This window comes from Staphylococcus sp. HMSC068C09 (assembly GCF_001813735.1).
GTDB classification, from domain to species: domain Bacteria; phylum Bacillota; class Bacilli; order Staphylococcales; family Staphylococcaceae; genus Staphylococcus; species Staphylococcus hominis.
Genome location: NZ_KV813733.1, coordinates 1 through 17,091 on the forward strand (window position 1 = coordinate 1; position 17,091 = coordinate 17,091).

17 protein-coding genes are annotated in these 17,091 nt (G+C 29.1%); 4 read left to right on the forward strand and 13 right to left on the reverse strand.

Going from position 1 to position 17,091, the window contains the following annotated elements:
- Window positions 1-454 precede the first annotated feature (454 nt).
- From perR to HMPREF2930_RS00890, 3 genes are all read right to left on the reverse strand, one after another.
- Window positions 455-904, reverse strand: coding sequence for a peroxide-responsive transcriptional repressor PerR (gene perR / locus HMPREF2930_RS00880; protein WP_017175209.1), 450 nt, complete (start codon window positions 902-904; stop codon window positions 455-457).
- A 95-nt stretch (window positions 905-999) separates the two neighbouring features.
- Entirely contained in the window at window positions 1,000-1,950 is a 951-nt protein-coding gene (locus HMPREF2930_RS00885) for a phosphoglycerate dehydrogenase (protein WP_017175210.1), read from the reverse strand.
- A gap of 5 nt (window positions 1,951-1,955) precedes the next feature.
- Entirely contained in the window at window positions 1,956-2,411 is a 456-nt protein-coding gene (locus HMPREF2930_RS00890; RefSeq protein ID WP_017175211.1) for a peroxiredoxin, read from the reverse strand.
- Window positions 2,412-2,491: 80 nt separating this feature from the next.
- Here HMPREF2930_RS00890 and HMPREF2930_RS00895 point away from each other — a divergent pair, with 80 nt between their 5' ends.
- Complete coding sequence (locus HMPREF2930_RS00895) at window positions 2,492-3,781, forward strand: glutamate-1-semialdehyde 2,1-aminomutase (RefSeq protein ID WP_070597194.1); 1,290 nt, start codon at window positions 2,492-2,494, stop codon at window positions 3,779-3,781.
- Window positions 3,782-3,935: 154 nt separating this feature from the next.
- Window positions 3,936-5,030, forward strand: a complete 1,095-nt coding sequence (locus HMPREF2930_RS00900) for an FUSC family protein (protein WP_017175213.1) — start codon at window positions 3,936-3,938, stop codon at window positions 5,028-5,030.
- A 77-nt stretch (window positions 5,031-5,107) separates the two neighbouring features.
- Here the strand turns inward: HMPREF2930_RS00900 and HMPREF2930_RS00905 are convergent, their stop codons facing one another.
- The 3 genes from HMPREF2930_RS00905 to mutY all read right to left on the reverse strand — a co-directional run bounded on the left by HMPREF2930_RS00905 (window position 5,108) and on the right by mutY (window position 8,680).
- Window positions 5,108-6,844, reverse strand: coding sequence for an ABC transporter ATP-binding protein (locus HMPREF2930_RS00905; protein WP_017175214.1), 1,737 nt, complete (start codon window positions 6,842-6,844; stop codon window positions 5,108-5,110).
- A gap of 154 nt (window positions 6,845-6,998) precedes the next feature.
- Complete coding sequence (locus HMPREF2930_RS00910) at window positions 6,999-7,541, reverse strand: nucleoside tri-diphosphate phosphatase (RefSeq protein WP_017175215.1); 543 nt, start codon at window positions 7,539-7,541, stop codon at window positions 6,999-7,001.
- A gap of 92 nt (window positions 7,542-7,633) precedes the next feature.
- Window positions 7,634-8,680: an A/G-specific adenine glycosylase gene (mutY, locus tag HMPREF2930_RS00915; protein ID WP_017175216.1), complete on the reverse strand. Its 1,047-nt coding sequence runs from the start codon at window positions 8,678-8,680 to the stop codon at window positions 7,634-7,636.
- A 135-nt stretch (window positions 8,681-8,815) separates the two neighbouring features.
- On the opposite strand from mutY, the gene HMPREF2930_RS00920 reads away from it, so the two are divergent.
- Entirely contained in the window at window positions 8,816-9,793 is a 978-nt protein-coding gene (locus tag HMPREF2930_RS00920; protein WP_017175217.1) for a metal-dependent hydrolase, read from the forward strand.
- 117 nt (window positions 9,794-9,910) lie between these two features.
- On the opposite strand, the gene HMPREF2930_RS00925 is transcribed toward HMPREF2930_RS00920, so the two are convergent.
- From HMPREF2930_RS00925 to HMPREF2930_RS11350, 7 genes are all read right to left on the reverse strand, one after another.
- Window positions 9,911-10,675, reverse strand: coding sequence for a teichoic acid transporter (locus HMPREF2930_RS00925; protein WP_019835724.1), 765 nt, complete (start codon window positions 10,673-10,675; stop codon window positions 9,911-9,913).
- Between the two features lie 8 nt (window positions 10,676-10,683).
- A complete protein-coding gene (locus HMPREF2930_RS00930) occupies window positions 10,684-12,201 on the reverse strand; it encodes an ATP-binding cassette domain-containing protein (protein ID WP_017175219.1) in 1,518 nt (505 codons plus the stop codon).
- A gap of 15 nt (window positions 12,202-12,216) precedes the next feature.
- On the reverse strand, window positions 12,217-12,531 hold the full coding sequence (locus HMPREF2930_RS00935; RefSeq protein ID WP_002455132.1) for a YfhH family protein: 315 nt from the start codon (window positions 12,529-12,531) through the stop codon (window positions 12,217-12,219).
- On the reverse strand, window positions 12,524-13,327 hold the full coding sequence (recX, locus tag HMPREF2930_RS00940; protein ID WP_017175220.1) for a recombination regulator RecX: 804 nt from the start codon (window positions 13,325-13,327) through the stop codon (window positions 12,524-12,526). The genes HMPREF2930_RS00935 and recX overlap by 8 nt, the downstream gene beginning before the upstream one ends.
- 168 nt (window positions 13,328-13,495) lie before the next feature.
- Complete coding sequence (gene sgtB / locus HMPREF2930_RS00945) at window positions 13,496-14,308, reverse strand: monofunctional peptidoglycan glycosyltransferase SgtB (RefSeq protein ID WP_017175221.1); 813 nt, start codon at window positions 14,306-14,308, stop codon at window positions 13,496-13,498.
- Between the two features lie 451 nt (window positions 14,309-14,759).
- On the reverse strand, window positions 14,760-15,278 hold the full coding sequence (locus HMPREF2930_RS00950) for a type 1 glutamine amidotransferase domain-containing protein (protein WP_017175222.1): 519 nt from the start codon (window positions 15,276-15,278) through the stop codon (window positions 14,760-14,762).
- 108 nt (window positions 15,279-15,386) lie between these two features.
- Window positions 15,387-15,548: an SE1561 family protein gene (locus HMPREF2930_RS11350; protein WP_002450046.1), complete on the reverse strand. Its 162-nt coding sequence runs from the start codon at window positions 15,546-15,548 to the stop codon at window positions 15,387-15,389.
- Window positions 15,549-15,691: 143 nt separating this feature from the next.
- Between HMPREF2930_RS11350 and yfkAB the strand changes: the two genes are divergently transcribed.
- Window positions 15,692-16,837, forward strand: a complete 1,146-nt coding sequence (gene yfkAB, locus HMPREF2930_RS00955) for a radical SAM/CxCxxxxC motif protein YfkAB (RefSeq protein WP_017175223.1) — start codon at window positions 15,692-15,694, stop codon at window positions 16,835-16,837.
- Window positions 16,838-17,091: the final 254 nt, after the last annotated feature.

Genomic DNA, 17,091 nt, shown 5'->3' on the forward strand with positions numbered 1-17,091 from the left:
GTTGACATATTGTCATTCAGTTTTCAATGTTCGTTTTAACAATTACATTTATTAATTGTATCAAATACTAATTATTTTTGTCAAGAACTTTTTTAATTTTTCTTTTCTTGAAGTTAATTAATATTTCAACAAATAATATCTTATAATAAATTGTTTTTATAATCAATAGTCAAAATTACACTTTCTTAACATTGTTTTAAACTAATTTACTTTGCGTTTTCAAACAATATCTTTTGTTTTTGACGACTTTTATATAATAGCAAGTTTATTATTGAACGTCAATGAATTTTATAATATAAAATTGTTTAATATTTCACACTAAATGTATTCATTATCTTTAATGAGTATTTTTTATACTAAAACTCTATGGTATTTTTTATTTAATATTTATCTTTTAAATTCTTTGATTACTTATAAACAAAAAAAGCAATGACATTAAAGTCATTGCCTAACTTTATTCTTTATTTTTACATTCTTCACACAATCCATAAATTTCCATTCGATGATGTGTTACGTCAAAGTTTGTAACGTGTTGAGCTAATTGTTCAATTTCATCCAATTGAGGATAGTGGAAATCTACTATTTTACCGCATCGTTCACAAATAACATGATAATGATTATGAGTATTAAAGTCGAACCTACTTGATGCATCTCCATAAGTCAATTCTTTTACAATACCTATCTTCTTAAATACTCTTAAATTGTTGTAAATTGTCGCAACACTTATATTAGGAAAATCAGGTGAAAGTGCTTGATAAATTTCATCCGCTGTAGGATGTGTATGTGAGCTAATTAAAAATCTAACAATAGCTTGTCTTTGAGGCGTGATACGAACGCCTGACTTTCTTAATGCTATTATAGCTTGTTCAAGCTCATGTTCAATTGATTCTATTTCTGCACTCATCATTTTCACCATCTTTCTACTTTATAATTATTATTATCTTATTAATAATATAACTACTTTCATACGGCATTGTCAATTATTCCATAAGTTTTATATTAATAGCCATCTTTTAAGTCTACTACGTTCTCACTTATTTCTTCTTTATTGAGAAAATGAGATAGATTTCTTTCAAATATTTTCGTTGCTTCCTTTTTATTTTCTTTATCATTACCAGTTATATGTGCAGTAATTGTCACGTTATCTAAATCATAAAGTGGATGTTCTGATTCTAGTGGTTCATTTTCGAATACATCCAAGTAAGCATGACGTATTAATTTTTCTTTAAGTATTTCAATTAAATCGTCTTCTTCTACTATAGTTCCTCTTCCTACATTAATAAATAAGGTATCTTCCTTCATTAATTGGAAGTGATGTTTGTTTAATAAATGATATGTTTCTTTGGTTTCTGGTAACGTATTAATTATTATATCCGCTTCTCCTAATAGTTCGTCTAATTCATTTATCTCATATGTTTGATTAAATCCTTCTTTTTGTTTTCCTGTTTTACTTACACCTATTATTTTCAATTCGAAAGGTGTCAATAACTTTACAGTATCTTGAGCAATAGCTCCAGTACCTAAAAATAAAATTGTTTCATCCTTTAAACGTTTACCTGTCAAAGTACTATCATAAATATGCTTTTGTTGATTAATAAATGATGTTTTCATTTTTTTATGATCATCTAATATAAAAGTTAGTATATATTCTGAAAGTTGCTTTGATTGTATTCCTCTAGTATTGGTTAAAATAATTCCTTTATTCTTAATATACTCTAATGGTAGATTGTTTACGCCTGTTGCATACCATGCAATCCACTTTAAATTCGGGCAAGACTTTATAAATCTTTCATTAATCTCCCCGTCATACCCTATCAATACCTCGAGTTCTTTTTTTTCATTATCTGGAATATTATCTGCTTTATCATAAAACAAAAATGAAATATCAGGATACTTTTCTATTAATTCATTTTCTATATTACCTAAACGTTTCAAGCTTACGATTTTCATTTATCTCACTCCAGCATTTGTTTTAATTCATCTATTTGTGTTTTAACTTTTACTTTTTCAATGATATTTGTAATATATCCCGCTTCATCTATTACAAACGTTGTTCTCACTATTCCCATATTTTCTTTTCCAAAACTTTTCTTCAAACGATATATTCCTACTGCCTTCGATAACTTAAATTCATCATCAACTAACAAATCAAAATTCAAATGATGCTTATTAATAAAGTTTTCGTGTTTTTTTCTAGAATCCCCGCTAATACCATAAACTTTAACTTTCATATCATTAAAGTATTGTATATTATCTCTAAAGTCACATGCTTCTGTTGTACACGTTGGTGTGTTATCTCGTGGGTAGAAATATAATATTGTTTTTTCTCCCATAATTTTTTCATTAGTAATTAATTCACCATTTTGATTCTCTAATTCAAATTTTGGAAAAAGATCTCCTATTTTTAACATCGTATCACTCATTTCTTCATATTATAATTATTATGTTACGATAGTAATGAATATTATTAAATAAGAAAGGTTGATACTCTATGAATTTCACTGAAAGTGAACGTCTTCAAAAGTTATCAAATGAATATATTTTAGGTGGAGTTAATTCTCCTTCACGCTCTTATAAAGCTGTTGGCGGAGGTGCTCCCGTAGTTATGCGTGAAGGTCATGGCGCTTATCTTTACGATGTCGATGGAAATAAGTACATTGATTATTTACAAGCATATGGTCCTATAATCACTGGTCATGCTCATCCTCATATTACTGAAGCTATCCAAGATCAAGCGGCTAAAGGTGTGTTATATGGTACACCGACTGAACTTGAAATTGATTTTAGTAAAAAATTACGAGCAGCTATTCCTTCATTAGAAAAAATTCGTTTTGTTAATTCTGGAACAGAAGCAGTAATGACTACAATTCGAGTTGCTAGAGCTTATACTAAAAGAAATAAGATTATTAAATTTGCGGGGTCTTATCATGGCCATTCTGATTTAGTATTAGTTGCTGCAGGAAGCGGACCTTCTCAATTAGGTTCTCCAGATTCAGCTGGTGTACCTGAAAGTGTCGCTAGAGAAGTCATTACTGTACCTTTCAATGACATTGAATCTTATAAAGAAGCCATGTCACATTGGGGAGATGAAGTAGCAGCTGTATTAGTAGAACCTATTGTAGGTAATTTTGGTATGGTAAAACCTCAACCAGGCTTTTTAGAAGAAGTTAACAACATCACTCATGAACATGGGGCTTTAGTGATTTACGATGAAGTCATCACTGCTTTCCGCTTCCATTATGGCGCTGCACAAGATTTATTAAATGTTTATCCAGATTTAACAGCATTTGGTAAAATTGTTGGTGGTGGATTACCAATCGGTGGCTACGGTGGCCGTCAAGATATCATGGAACATGTTGCTCCATTAGGCCCAGCATACCAAGCAGGAACAATGGCAGGTAACCCACTTTCAATGAGAGCAGGTATTGCATTACTTGAAGTTTTAGAGCAAGATGGTGTATGTGAGAAATTAGATAATTTGGGTAAACGTTTAGAAGATGGTTTAAATAAACTTATCGAAAAACATCATATTACTGCAACAATTAATCGTATTTATGGATCGCTAACACTCTATTTTACAGATGAAAAAGTAACACACTACGAACAAGTAGAAAATTCTGATGGTGAGGCATTTGCAAAATTCTTTAAACTTATGCTTAACCAAGGTATTAATTTAGCACCTTCTAAATTTGAAGCATGGTTCTTAACTACTGAACACACTGAAGAAGATATTGATCGAACATTAGAAGCGGCTGACTATGCCTTCAGTCAAATGAAATAATATTTAAAATTTAACGGACCTAAGAATGTCATATCGTAAATATACATTCTTGGGTTTTTATATATGCGTATACTTGTATAGTTTTATTTGTTGAGTGTATACTAATTTAAAAATACATTAAACTATAAACTTGTTATTTAAAGGAGCGTTGTATTTGAAATTAGGCGCACGTATACTTAAAACTGGAATTGCTATCATTCTCGCCCTTTTTATCGCTTCTTTTTTACCTGATAATGTTGGTTTGAAATCTGTAGCAGGAATAAGTGCTATTTTTGCAATGCAACCTAATATATATCGTTCAATGAAAACGATATCTGAACAAGCTACAGGTAATTTAATCGGTGCTATATTAGCAGTGATTATGGTAACCATTTTTGGTAAAAACATTGTGATTATGGGTATCACAGTCATTCTATTAATCGCCATTTTATACAAATTAAACTTGGCGCATGTAGCAACATTAGCAGGTGTCACTGCGTTAATCATTATGGGGCAACATACAGGATCGTTTTATCTTGCAGCTACATTTAGATTTATTTTAGTAATGATTGGAGTTTTAAGTGCTTCACTTGTAAACCTAGTATTCTTACCTCCAAAATTCGAAACTAAAATTTATCATAATGCGGTTAATATTTCTTCCGACATATTTATATGGTTTAAACTTGTGATTAATGATACTTCTGAATATCATCAGATAAAAGAAGATGGTGAACAGTTAGAATCTCGCATCATAAAATTAGAACAAATCTATAACTATTATCACGAAGAACGTACGTTTACAAGAAAAGCTGCTTTCCAACAAAATCGTAAAAAGATATTATTTAAAGAGGTCGTTGGAACAACTCGACAAGCTTACGAAGTATTAAATCGTATGGCTAGATATCAAAATGATTTGCATAATACGAATCATAATTTATTATTTCAAATTAAATTAGAGTTAGATTCATTAACAGCGTATCATGAACAAATTTTAAAAAGTTTATCAAAAAAGGCGCGTTATAATGTAGATGATTTTGATAATCAAATTTTAAATCCTCAAAAGAAAAATCTTATGGATGCTTTTCAATATCAATTAATTCAAAATCCATATCAAGTAGAATATTCATATTCGAATATCATGCAAATTATCGCAGCTATTGAAGAATATCGATATTATTTAGAGCATTTAGATAGACTAAGATTAAGTTTCTTTACGTATCATCGTAATGACACGGATATTGAAATTCAAGATGAAGATTTTGATTTATAAAAATTAAATATCAATACTAAAAAAGACAAACTTAACTATCAAAGTTGAGTTTGTCTTTTTTAGTATTCATTATTTAGTTATAAATCTTGAATGCTATACAAATGTTCATATTCACCTTTTTTAGCAATCAGCTCTTTATGTGTACCCGTTTCAACGATTTGGCCATGCTGCATAACAATAATTTTATCTGCGTGTGTGATTGTTGATAATCTATGAGCTACAATAAGTGTAGTTCTATCTTTACTTAAAACATCTAATGCGTCTTGAATAATTGCTTCACTTTCTAAATCAAGTGCACTTGTCGCTTCATCTAAAATTAATATAGGTGGATTATTTAAGAAAATACGCGCAATAGATAAACGTTGCTTTTGGCCACCAGATAATTTTACGCCACGTTCTCCAACTTCAGTATCATAGCCATTCGGTAAATTCATAATAAAGTCGTGCGCATTTGCCATTTTAGCTGCTTCGATTATTTCTTCTTCAGTAGCATCAGGACGTCCTAATAAAATATTCTCTCTTACAGTATCAGAAAATAAAATATTGTCTTGTTGAACAAGTCCAATTTGATTTCTCAAGCTTCCTGTTAAATAATCTTTAATATTATGACTATCGATCAAAATTTCACCTTCACTTACATCATAAAAACGTGGAATAAGATTAATAAGCGTAGATTTACCTCCCCCGCTCATACCGACGAATGCTACTGTTTCACCTTTGTTTATATTTAAATTTATATTTTTTAAAACTAAAGATTCATCTTCATTATATTTAAAGCTTACATTTTTTAATTCAATATGTCCTTCTTTTATTTCAATAGGTTGTGCACCTTTTTTATTTTTAATGTCATAGTCTTCATCCATTAATTGAAAAATACGATCCATAGAGGCGAAACTTTGCGTTAAAGTTGTGAATGAAGAAACTAAACGTCTTAATGGTCCGAATAATTGTTCTAAATATCCTACAAAAGCTGCTAAGGTACCTACTGTAATTGAACCAGTGATTGCTAAATATGACCCTACTCCAATAACAATGATAGGACCTAAATCTGTGACTGTATTAATAGCTGCAAATGAATAGGCATTCCATGAAGTATGTTGAAACGCTCTACTTAAAAAGTTTTTATTTTTTTTATCAAAGTTTTTCGCTTCATTATCTTCAATTGCAAAGCTTTTTATTACAGACATACCTTGAACACGTTCATGTAAAAATCCTTGTACTTCCGCTAATGCTTGTGAACGTTTACGTGTTAATTTTCTTAAACGTCCAAAGAAAAAATATACTGTAAAGATATAAAAAGGAAAAATAATAATTGCTGCAAGTGTTAATTTAATATCTAAGAAGAACATAATAGAAAGCGCAATAATAATCGTTACACAGTCTAACCAAATATTCATTAACCCAGTTAAAATAAAGTCTTTCGTTTGTTCTACGTCATTAATTACTCTCGATATAACTTGTCCCACTTGATTATTTGCATAAAATCGAGCACTTAAAGCTTGTAAATGGTCATACAATTGCTTACGAATATCATATAAAATTTTATTACTCGTCCATTGTGCTAAATATTGTCGAAGGTATTCAATTGGCGGGCGCACAATTAAAAATATAAATAGAGTAATACCTATCGCTATAGCAAGATGATGGAATTTTTCATTGGTAGTTAATGTACCATTATTAATGACACCATCAATCGCATATTTAATTAATAATGGAATTAACATTGGAATACCAAATTTTATAATTCCAATAATAATCGTTGCGAAAATACGATATTTATATGGTTTAACAAATTCTAAATATCGTCGAATCACACTGACTCCTCCTTAATTTTATTATCAAAAAATGAATAGAGGTTGAACCCTCTATTCATAAACTCATTTATTTAAGAATAGGCAAGTAGTTTCAACCTCTTATTTATTACTCAAGTACTATAAACTAATTAATTACTATTTGCCTCAATTATGCTTAGTAATTACGAATTTTTTTATATCTTTGTTTCCAAACTTTTATAAAGTCAGGAGCGAAAGGACCTTTTTTCTGTTCTATCCATTGTTGTAAAATGTCTACATTTCTTCTGAGTATTACGTCTATTTCATGAGGATAATTCATTTGTTTCATATGTTGTTCATATTCATCCTCATCTAATAAATGATATTTACCATTTGGATAAACTTTAATATCTAAATCATAATCAATATATTTTAAAGCTTCTTCATCACATACAAAAGGCGAAGATAAATTACAGTAATAGTAAATACCATCTTCTCTAAACATGCAAATTACATTAAACCAATACTCAGAATGAAAGTACACGATTGCAGGCTCTCTAGTAATCCATGTACGTCCATCACTTTCAGTTACTAAGGTATGATCATTCCCACCAATGATGACGTGATCTGTTCCTTTTAAAATCGTTGTTTCAGACCATACTCTATGAATATTTCCATCATGTTTATAGCTTTGGATTTTTATATTTTCGCCTTCTTTAGGTATGGATTCTTTAACCATACTCCACACCACCTTTTAAAGTTTTTACAATTCGAATTATACCATATTTTTTTAAACTTCTTTAAAGAGATATAGAGAGATAATATGTTTTTCTATTTACCAACAATAAACTCATATATTTTACTCATTGATACTGGGAAAGAATAATCGTCTCGATTTTCTAAATCAAACCATTCCATAAAGTCTGGTAATTGTGCTGAGTCAATATTTATATCTTCAATCACACTATAAACATTTAAATTCCAAGTTTTATGTGTAAATTGATGCTTTAATTGAAATATTGCGTTCTCAGCTAAAGTTAATGACTGGTTTAACTTATATTCTAGTTTTTGAATCCCATTAGGACTTTCAAACATCGGAAATTGCCACATACCATTAAGTAGCTTTTCTTGACGTTTTTCAATCAGATATTGACCTTTCTGATTTCTGACTAAAAAAACCTCCTGATTAATTATTTTCTTAGCTTGCTTTTTAGTCTTGATAGGTAACTCTAACGTAGTTCCTTTTCGAAATGCTTCACAATTTTCCTGCACTGGACAAAATAGGCATAACGGATTCTTAGGTGTACATATTGTTGCACCTAATTCCATCATTGATTGATTAAACGTACCCGCTTCTTCTTGTACAAAAGGTTGAAGCTCTTTTTCAAATGATTTTCTAGTAGATTGTAATTTGATATCACGATAGTCATTATTAAGTCGAGTCCATACTCTAAACACATTTCCATCTACAGTAGCTAAAGGGCGATTAAAAGCAATACTCATTACAGCTGCTTGAGTATATGGACCTACTCCCTTTAATTCACCAAAAACTTTAGGGGATGATGGCACTTCACCATTATAATTATGATGTACTTCTTTAATTGCTGTATGAAAATTGCGGGCACGGCTATAATATCCAAGACCTTCCCAATACTTTAATACTTCATCTTCTTCTGCTTCACTTAACGCTTTAACTGTAGGAAATCGATGAATAAATTTATTGTAATAATCAATGACCGTTTTAACTTGTGTTTGTTGAAGCATAACTTCACTTAGCCATATATAATATGGATTAGTTGTTTCTCTCCAAGGCATTTCTCGTTGATTTTTCTCAAACCATGTCACAATATTATTTTTAAATGTCGTTTCATTTAACATTAAATTATCCTTTCTCTTACATAAAAAAATTTATAAGTTATAATACTTTCTAATATTTGATAAGTATCTTAATTTTGTTATTCTAATTTTTAGATTATAATATATATTAAATCAAGATGAAAAGAGTGAACTTTTATGGATACAGCCACTCATATTGCTATCGGCATTGGACTAACTGCTTTAGCTACACAAGACCCAGCAATGTCACATTCTATGACAGCTACTGCAACAACTTTAATTGCGGGTTCTTTAATACCTGATGGCGATACGGTTTTAAAATTAAAAAATAATGCAACTTATATTTCACATCATCGTGGTATTACACATTCCATACCCTTTACGATTTTATGGCCAATATTACTTGCTTTTATAATATACGTTATCTTTCCACATGTAGATGTGACTCATATATGGATGTGGGCTCAGTTAGCGGTCTTTTTACATGTTTTTGTAGATATCTTTAATTCATATGGTACACAAGCACTTAGACCTATATCAAATAAGTGGATACAACTCGGTGTAATCAATACATTCGATCCAATTATTTTTTTAATATTATGTATTGGAATCACGCTATGGTTATTAGGCATTCATCCATATCTAGTGTTCTTTCCAATTATTGGCGTTTTAATTATTTATTATATCGTTAGATTTAAAATGCAATCAATAATCAAATCTCAAGCGTTGAAACTCATTCATGATGAACATCATCCTGTGAAAATTTTTGTTGCACCTACTATGAAATTTATGGAATGGCGTGTAGCTATTCAAACTGAAAGCTATGATTATGTAGGTAGAGCTTATGGTCGTAATATAACGTTTAGTGATAAAGTAAAACGTCAACAATTCTCATCTGATACACTTTTATGGCAAATAAAAAGTAATCCTGAAATAAGAACGTTTTTAAAATTCTCTTCTATCTATCGTTGGCAAATACGTAAACTTGATGATCAAACAACTGAGATAAGATTGATAGATTTACGTTATCTAAATAAAGGACATTATTCTTTTGCAGCAATTGCACATCTTACTCAAGATCAAAAAATTGACCATTCCTATATTGGATGGGTATTTACAGAAGAAAAACTTCAAAAAAAATTGTACTCTCATTAATCTATTAACTTTAACTATAATTTAAACAACCCCTAGATGACTTATTGACAGTCATTTAGGGGTTATTATTATAAAATTATAAAAAATATATGTTATTTATAACGATTCACTCATATATTAAATATATTCATATTTCTTATGGGCAACAAGTCGAGTTAAAATAAAATTGATAACTCCAATTAATACTAAAAAAGCAATAAAATAAATATGATACACAATATTGTACATATTTACAGCTCCAAAAACAATTGAAGATGATAATCCGTCAATCAAATAATATAATGGATTAATTTTTAATATTTGATCAATCATATTTGCCTTATTGTTAGGTATAAAAATGATAGGTACTAAAAAGAATAACACAATTGTTGCTACCACATAAAATTTAAATACTTTTTTACTTATTAAAGTCAATAAACTTAATGTTATTGATATAAAAACAATAAATATAATCGACATTAGTATAAAATAAACAAAAGATATCACCGATGTTTCAAGGTTTACTGGCTTAAAGATTGATGTAATCAATGATAAAACACAGATGATGATAGCCCCTATCAGTGCATTAAGGATGGGCGTAATAATAGGTGTGAGTTGAAATGATTTAGCAATAAGATAATCATACTTATATAATTTGAATGATTTATATATAATATAAGCAATGGTTACAAAAGTATAGAACGCAATCATTCGATATATCCATTGGGCCTTTTCAATTTCTTCTGTATTAAATAAATACATCACTCCAATTATGATACTAATGATAATTAATTGTATTAAAAATAAAATCACATCATATTTCCAAGTCTCTTTTACTTTTGCTTTAGCCAAATGTAAAAGAGATGGAAAATGTTTAAAATATAATATTAACTTATCTATCATGTTTACACCTACAATTCGATATAAATCCATTTACTATTTTTCATATCTGCAATTAAATATCCATTATTTAATTTTGAAATCCATACATTACTTTTAATATTAAATTTACGCTCTAATTTTGATTTATCTACTATAGGAAATACAAAACCAGTTAACTTATCCTCATCATTAAATAACATTTTAATAGGTTGTTGTGTAATAGGCACCACAAATCGTTGATCTTTTTCAGGAACAAGCGTCTTTTTCACTTGCTTATGTGGTTTATGTAATTGAGTATTAAAATAATCAACATACTTACTGTAGTTTGACTTCATATAAGGCGCTAAAGTACTAAATTTATGCGTTTCATATAATGCAGCAGGATTAAAATAATAAATTTTGTTCTTACCTACTTCATATGTATCATCATCGACAATTAAGCGGTATTTTGAAGCACTTTCTCCAGTAATCGTCACAAAAGAATATTTTGGCATTTCAATATCTTGATGATTTGATAATGTCACTTCATCATGTAGAACAATTCCATAAGACAATTTATTTTCAAAAGAATCCGTGTCTTGATTTTGAACTTTCTTCTGAGATTCGTTGATAGGAATTTCAATTTTCCCTATATTATTCACTACCAGTGCGCCAAGTAACACTAAGACGATTAACGTTGAAACTAAAAGCGTCCAAAATTTAACTATAAAATCCGGAACTTTAACATGTTTGTATCGTTCGACTCTTTTAAAGTTATAACTCATTTCCGGCAATCTACTTCTACTTTTCTTCCAATCCAAATCAAAATTCTTAAGTGTTTCTTCATCTTCGATACTTAATCTATCTCTTTCATGATCATTAAATACTGGTAAAACGTCATTTAAAGACCCTTCCATACGCACTTGTCCGTGAGAAATCCATGTAACATAGTTACTTACTTGAGATATTTTAGAAATATCATCGTCTACAAATATAATTGATAAGTCATTAGACACATAGTCTTTTGAAAGTTGTTTCGCCTTATTTAAAAAAGCTTCATCAAGATATTCGAGAATATGACTTAAAATAATAATTTCTGTTTTACAAACTCTTGCAACACTTAAAATCAATTGCGCATACTCAGAGTGACTAAGTTTATTCACTTGAATCGAAGATTTATCATCTAAATGCGCATATTTAATAATTTGATCGACAATATGTGAAGACGTCTCGTAATTAAATAAGCATTGTGTTTCTTCAATATAACTTTTAACAGACATATTTAATAAATGTTTGTTTTTTATATCTCCATAATAAATACTTGCTGATTGTACAACTTTCCCTCTATCAGGTGCAATATCTTGTGCCATAATTCTTCCAATCAATGTTTTGGATGAACCAGGTTCTCCTATGAGTGCAAGAGCTTCTCCTTGATAAATGTGTAAAGTTATTTTATTTAATTCTATGTCTTCCGCGCCATATCCAAACGGCAAATACCACTTTCTATTCTTTTGGTTTCTATAGTATTGTGTAACATTTAATAATTTTAAAACGATTGAACTTCCCATTTGTGTTACATCCTTCTAAATTTTTAATAATGCAATGGGTAAACCCTCTTCAGGATTCGTACTATTTATTCTATAACCCCAAGCAAAAACCCCTTTTAAACGTTCAACTTTAAAGTATTGTTCACTACCATCATTTAATTTATACATTCTGCCTATATTAATTTTAGAACGATCGACTAAATAACTCTCAGCTACAATGACTTTACTTTCATAAACATCATATTCATTCATTATGCCATTCATTTCAGCTTTACGCATTTTTTCTTTACATAATTGTATTTCATGTCTCAATTCCTGTTCAGACATTTCACTTAATCTTTTGTCACTCATCTAAAATACCACTTTCTGCTAATTTAATTTTTATTTTATCATAATTATATCCTTTTCTCATAAGTGCTTCTATTGTTTTCATTTTTAATGTATTACCATCATATTTACGACATTGTTTATTATAAACTTTTTCTAAATCCTTTTGTAATAAGTCATCTAGCACTTCTTCGTCTTGAGCAAAGTCTAACTCATTAAGTACATATTGTGCAGTTTCTATTGTATATCCTTTTTGGATTAAGCTATGCATTACTTTTTGCTTTACTTTAACAACAGGACCTTTTTTAGTTTTCATTATTTTTTTAGCAACATGAATGATAGATTCTATAGGTTGCTCTTCTTCATATCGTTTAACATATCTATCTATAATATTAGGTTCTACTCCAACTTGGTATAGTTTTTGTTTAAATACTTCAGGTCCTTTATCTGTTGTGTTGATCATTGTATTTTTTAAACTTTCAGCATAATCTTCATGATTAATATATTGCTCTTTATAACAATATTCAATCACTTTTTCTACTGCCATTTCATTAATATCATTCTTTTTCAAATAATCACTAACTTCTTTTTCAGTTCGTTTTTTATATGATAAATATTGTATTGCCATATTAACTCCTAGACGATAGTGTTCGTATTTTTGAATTTTTTCCATTTCTGCAGCATCTATCATTTGATTCTTTTTCAAATTGAATTTAACGAGTGTATCTATATCAATTCCCATTTCAAATGCTTCGTCAAGAAAGAGATTAAATCGTTCTTTATTATTTTTTTGAACTTCTATTTTAGTAATTTTCGGCATCATTATTCTCCTCATACTAATTAAAAATTGTATTTTAATAATATATTTATTTTATAACAGAAAATCTAACACATATAGTATTTGATATTAAAAAAGAGCGAAATGGAAGTTTATTTATTCTCATTCTCACTCTTAGTTTATATTTAATTAAATTGTTATATTACTATATTAATAATTATTAAGTTGCGATAAGGCTTCTTGATATTGACTGTCAGAAATATAATTCTGTTGTCTCATTTTTTCTAAATTCACTTTAATTCGATTCTTGAAATTATTTGATACGTTATTAATATCATATACACTTGGGGCATTAACTTTACTTGCTAGCATTGCACTTTGTAATACAGTAATAATCGGATAACTACTATTATTTTGATTTGTAGTTGCACCAAAATAGTAATTTGCTGCACTTTCAATATCATATTGATTATTACCATAGTAAATATTATTCAAATAAAAACTTAATATCTGATTTTTACTGTATTGCTGTTCAACTTTATGCGCGACAAATAATTCTTTTAGTTTACGTGTAAATGAACGTTCATTATTGTAATAATAATTTTTTACAGTTTGTTGAGTAATGGTGCTCCCGCCTTGTACCTCACGTTCACCAATCGTTGAAAATAATGCACGTGTTGTCCCTTTGATATCGAATCCATGATGTTTAGAAAAACGTTCATCTTCCATAGATATAAATGCGCCCTTAACATAATTCGGCATATTGTCTGATGATACAAAATTACTCTTATTTTCAATCGTTTGTAAATCATCGACATTCGCTCTAGATGATAAAAAATACATTAATCCAGTAAACAAAGCAAATATAATCAGAAATATAATAAACATTCTTAGAAAGAGCCGTTTACTTTTCTTCTTTTTCGGTGGTGAACCCACAGGTTGATAATAGGTATTATAATAAGGCTCATTTTGATAATAAGTTGTTTTCTCTTTTGGATAGTTATCTCTTTGTCTTCTTTTCATGGGATTGCTCCTTTACTTAAAGGTCACTCTATAATTGAGAGTTTAACAGTAAGTATTATTTTTATCTATATAAACAATCAAAAATCAGTCTCAAGGTGTATCATTGGTTTTTATATCGCTCAAATTTTCAAGTTACTTTGAAGAAGATAGAGAAGGATTTTTTAAAGATGGATAAGCGGATTTAAAAAACGATATTAAGTTCATAAATATATGAATTTTTAAAAGTAACATTTAAAACGTATTTTCTCCATTTCTAGAAAACAAGGAAAACAAATCAATCAGACGCTTATGAATTGACACGACTTGTAATGATACATTCTCAGTTTCATTGGAGCCTATCCAGAATACAGTTACATTGTAATTCAATCATCGACTATCAACACATTAAAAATGCCTGAGACAATTACACATGTCTCAGGCTCAAATATAACTTTCAAAAAGTTATTTTAAATTAATCATTTAATTTTTTAACGATTTCTCTATTGAAATCATCTAAATCATCAGGTACACGACTTGTTACAATATTATTATCAACTACTACTGATTCATCAACAACATTGGCACCTGCATTTGATAAATCTTTACGAACATTTAATACTGCAGTTAAAGTGCGACCATTTAAATCATCAGTATCAATTAAAACTTGAGGTCCGTGACAAATAGCAAATGTTGGAACATCATTTTTAGTAAAGTATTTTGCAAATGTTCCATAACGTCCTTCTGCATCTCCACGTAAATTATCTGGAGAGAAACCACCAGGAATTAATATTGCATCATAATTTTCTGGTTTAGCATCAGCAATACTTACATTTACTGTAACTTTTTCGCCATGTTTCCCAACAACTTCAGCGTTCGCAGTATCTCCAATAACTTCAGTTTCAAATCCTGCTTCTTCTAATGCTTCTTTAGGACTTGTTAATTCTATATCTTCAAATTCATCAGCTAAAATAATTGCTACTTTTTTAGTCATAACCAAAATCACCTTTTCTTTCGTTTTATTATATTTAATTATAGACAAATTTAAGATGGTTTAAACATAAATATTAAATTTAGTTAAAAACTTTTTCATACTCCACAATTACTTAGAAACTAACTTAACTTTTTCTTCTAATTGATCTAATAATCCAATCCATTCATCAATATCTTTTACACTTACTTCATCAGGATTAACGTGGTCAATATCTTCTAAAAATTTAGACAATCTTGTTTTAATTTGTTCAATAGTTTGTTTTTCATCCATCGGAATTTAACTCCTTATATATAATATTTTTAGCTTTTATTCATAACTATCCTAACAAAATTTGACAAAAAGAGATATAATTCTAATAATATTTATTGTAATTTTATAAAGAAGAATGTTTTAAAAGTTTAGGAGTTTTTATAATGACAACATCAAAAATTAAACAAGCAATCTCAATTTATAATGATCCGTGGGAAGCTTATAATGATATTAAACAATTCGATCAACTCACTTTGAGTAATGTAGAATTTACCACAACAAATTTATGTAATATGAGATGTAGTCACTGTGCAGTTGGTTATACATTACAAACAAAAGATCCTGATCCATTACCTATGAATCTTATTTATCAACGTTTAGATGAAATTCCCAATTTACGTACTATGTCGATTACAGGTGGAGAACCTATGTTTTCAAAGAAATCTATAAATAATGTTGTTAAACCATTATTAAAATATGCGCATCAAAGAGGCATATATGTGCAAATGAATTCTAATTTAACGTTACCTCAAGATCGATATCTAGAAATTGCTGAGTATATTGATGTCATGCACATTTCTCATAATTGGGGTACCATCCAAGAATTTGCAGAGGTGGGCTTTGGCGCAATGAAAAAACAACCTCCTTTAAAAGCAAAGTTAAAATTATATGAACAAATGCTAGATAATGCTAGTACATTATCTGACCAAGGGATGTTTGTTTCAGCAGAAACAATGTTAAATCAAAATACCCTACCACATTTAGAAAACATACATAAAGAAATTGTTAATGATATGAAGTGTAGTCGTCATGAAGTTCATCCTATGTATCCAGCAGATTTTGCAAGTCAACTCAATGTATTATCATTAAAAGACATGAAGCAAGCTATTCATCATTTATTAGACATTCGTGATAAAAATACTTGGATGTTATTTGGTACTCTCCCAATCTATCCTTGCATAAACGATGAAAATGACCAACTTTTACTTGAACGATTAAGAAATGAAAAAAATGTTACTGTTCGAAATGACCCAGATGGCCGTAGTCGCTTAAATGTAAATGTATTTAGTGGGGACGTTATTGTAACAGATTTTGGTGATGAAAACGGAACAATTTCTAATATTAAAAATGATAAGCTCACAGATGTATTTGATGCTTGGTTATCAACAGATTTAGCAAAATCTTTAAATTGTCATTGTGAAGCTTTCCAATGTTTAGGACCAAATGTATTAGTTAAAAATATGTATTATCCAAATACAAACTTTAGAGAAAATGAAATCACAATGCACACTGAACATAGTTTTCAATAAAATTAAAAGAAACTGGGACATAATTCCTAGCAAAATAGCCAGTAAATGAGTTTATTGTAAACTCATTTACTGGCTATTTTATTTACAATACTGCGTATTGTTGACTCGCTTTCTTAGGGCACAACTTCAGCCTGTAGTCTTTAGCATATCCTATTGCCTCAAGAGTCTCACCAAAACACTTTGTATTTATATGTAATTTTACATTGAATTATTTTTAAAAAACAAGGCCCTAAAACCCTTTCGTATAATTTAAA

Excerpts from the sequence above, each read along its gene's own strand:
- recX (WP_017175220.1), bottom strand. The coding sequence starts at position 13,327 with ATGCCGAAAATTACTAAAATAGAAGTTCAAAAAAATAATAAAGAACGA.
- perR (WP_017175209.1), bottom strand. The coding sequence starts at position 904 with ATGAGTGCAGAAATAGAATCAATTGAACATGAGCTTGAACAAGCTATA.
- HMPREF2930_RS00890 (WP_017175211.1), bottom strand. The coding sequence starts at position 2,411 with ATGTTAAAAATAGGAGATCTTTTTCCAAAATTTGAATTAGAGAATCAA.
- HMPREF2930_RS00920 (WP_017175217.1), top strand. The coding sequence starts at position 8,816 with ATGGATACAGCCACTCATATTGCTATCGGCATTGGACTAACTGCTTTA.
- mutY (WP_017175216.1), bottom strand. The coding sequence starts at position 8,680 with ATGTTAAATGAAACGACATTTAAAAATAATATTGTGACATGGTTTGAG.
- HMPREF2930_RS00895 (WP_070597194.1), top strand. The coding sequence starts at position 2,492 with ATGAATTTCACTGAAAGTGAACGTCTTCAAAAGTTATCAAATGAATAT.
- HMPREF2930_RS00930 (WP_017175219.1), bottom strand. The coding sequence starts at position 12,201 with ATGGGAAGTTCAATCGTTTTAAAATTATTAAATGTTACACAATACTAT.
- yfkAB (WP_017175223.1), top strand. The coding sequence starts at position 15,692 with ATGACAACATCAAAAATTAAACAAGCAATCTCAATTTATAATGATCCG.
- HMPREF2930_RS00885 (WP_017175210.1), bottom strand. The coding sequence starts at position 1,950 with ATGAAAATCGTAAGCTTGAAACGTTTAGGTAATATAGAAAATGAATTA.
- HMPREF2930_RS00910 (WP_017175215.1), bottom strand. The coding sequence starts at position 7,541 with ATGGTTAAAGAATCCATACCTAAAGAAGGCGAAAATATAAAAATCCAA.
- sgtB (WP_017175221.1), bottom strand. The coding sequence starts at position 14,308 with ATGAAAAGAAGACAAAGAGATAACTATCCAAAAGAGAAAACAACTTAT.
- HMPREF2930_RS00925 (WP_019835724.1), bottom strand. The coding sequence starts at position 10,675 with ATGATAGATAAGTTAATATTATATTTTAAACATTTTCCATCTCTTTTA.
- HMPREF2930_RS00950 (WP_017175222.1), bottom strand. The coding sequence starts at position 15,278 with ATGACTAAAAAAGTAGCAATTATTTTAGCTGATGAATTTGAAGATATA.
- HMPREF2930_RS11350 (WP_002450046.1), bottom strand. The coding sequence starts at position 15,548 with ATGGATGAAAAACAAACTATTGAACAAATTAAAACAAGATTGTCTAAA.
- HMPREF2930_RS00935 (WP_002455132.1), bottom strand. The coding sequence starts at position 12,531 with ATGAGTGACAAAAGATTAAGTGAAATGTCTGAACAGGAATTGAGACAT.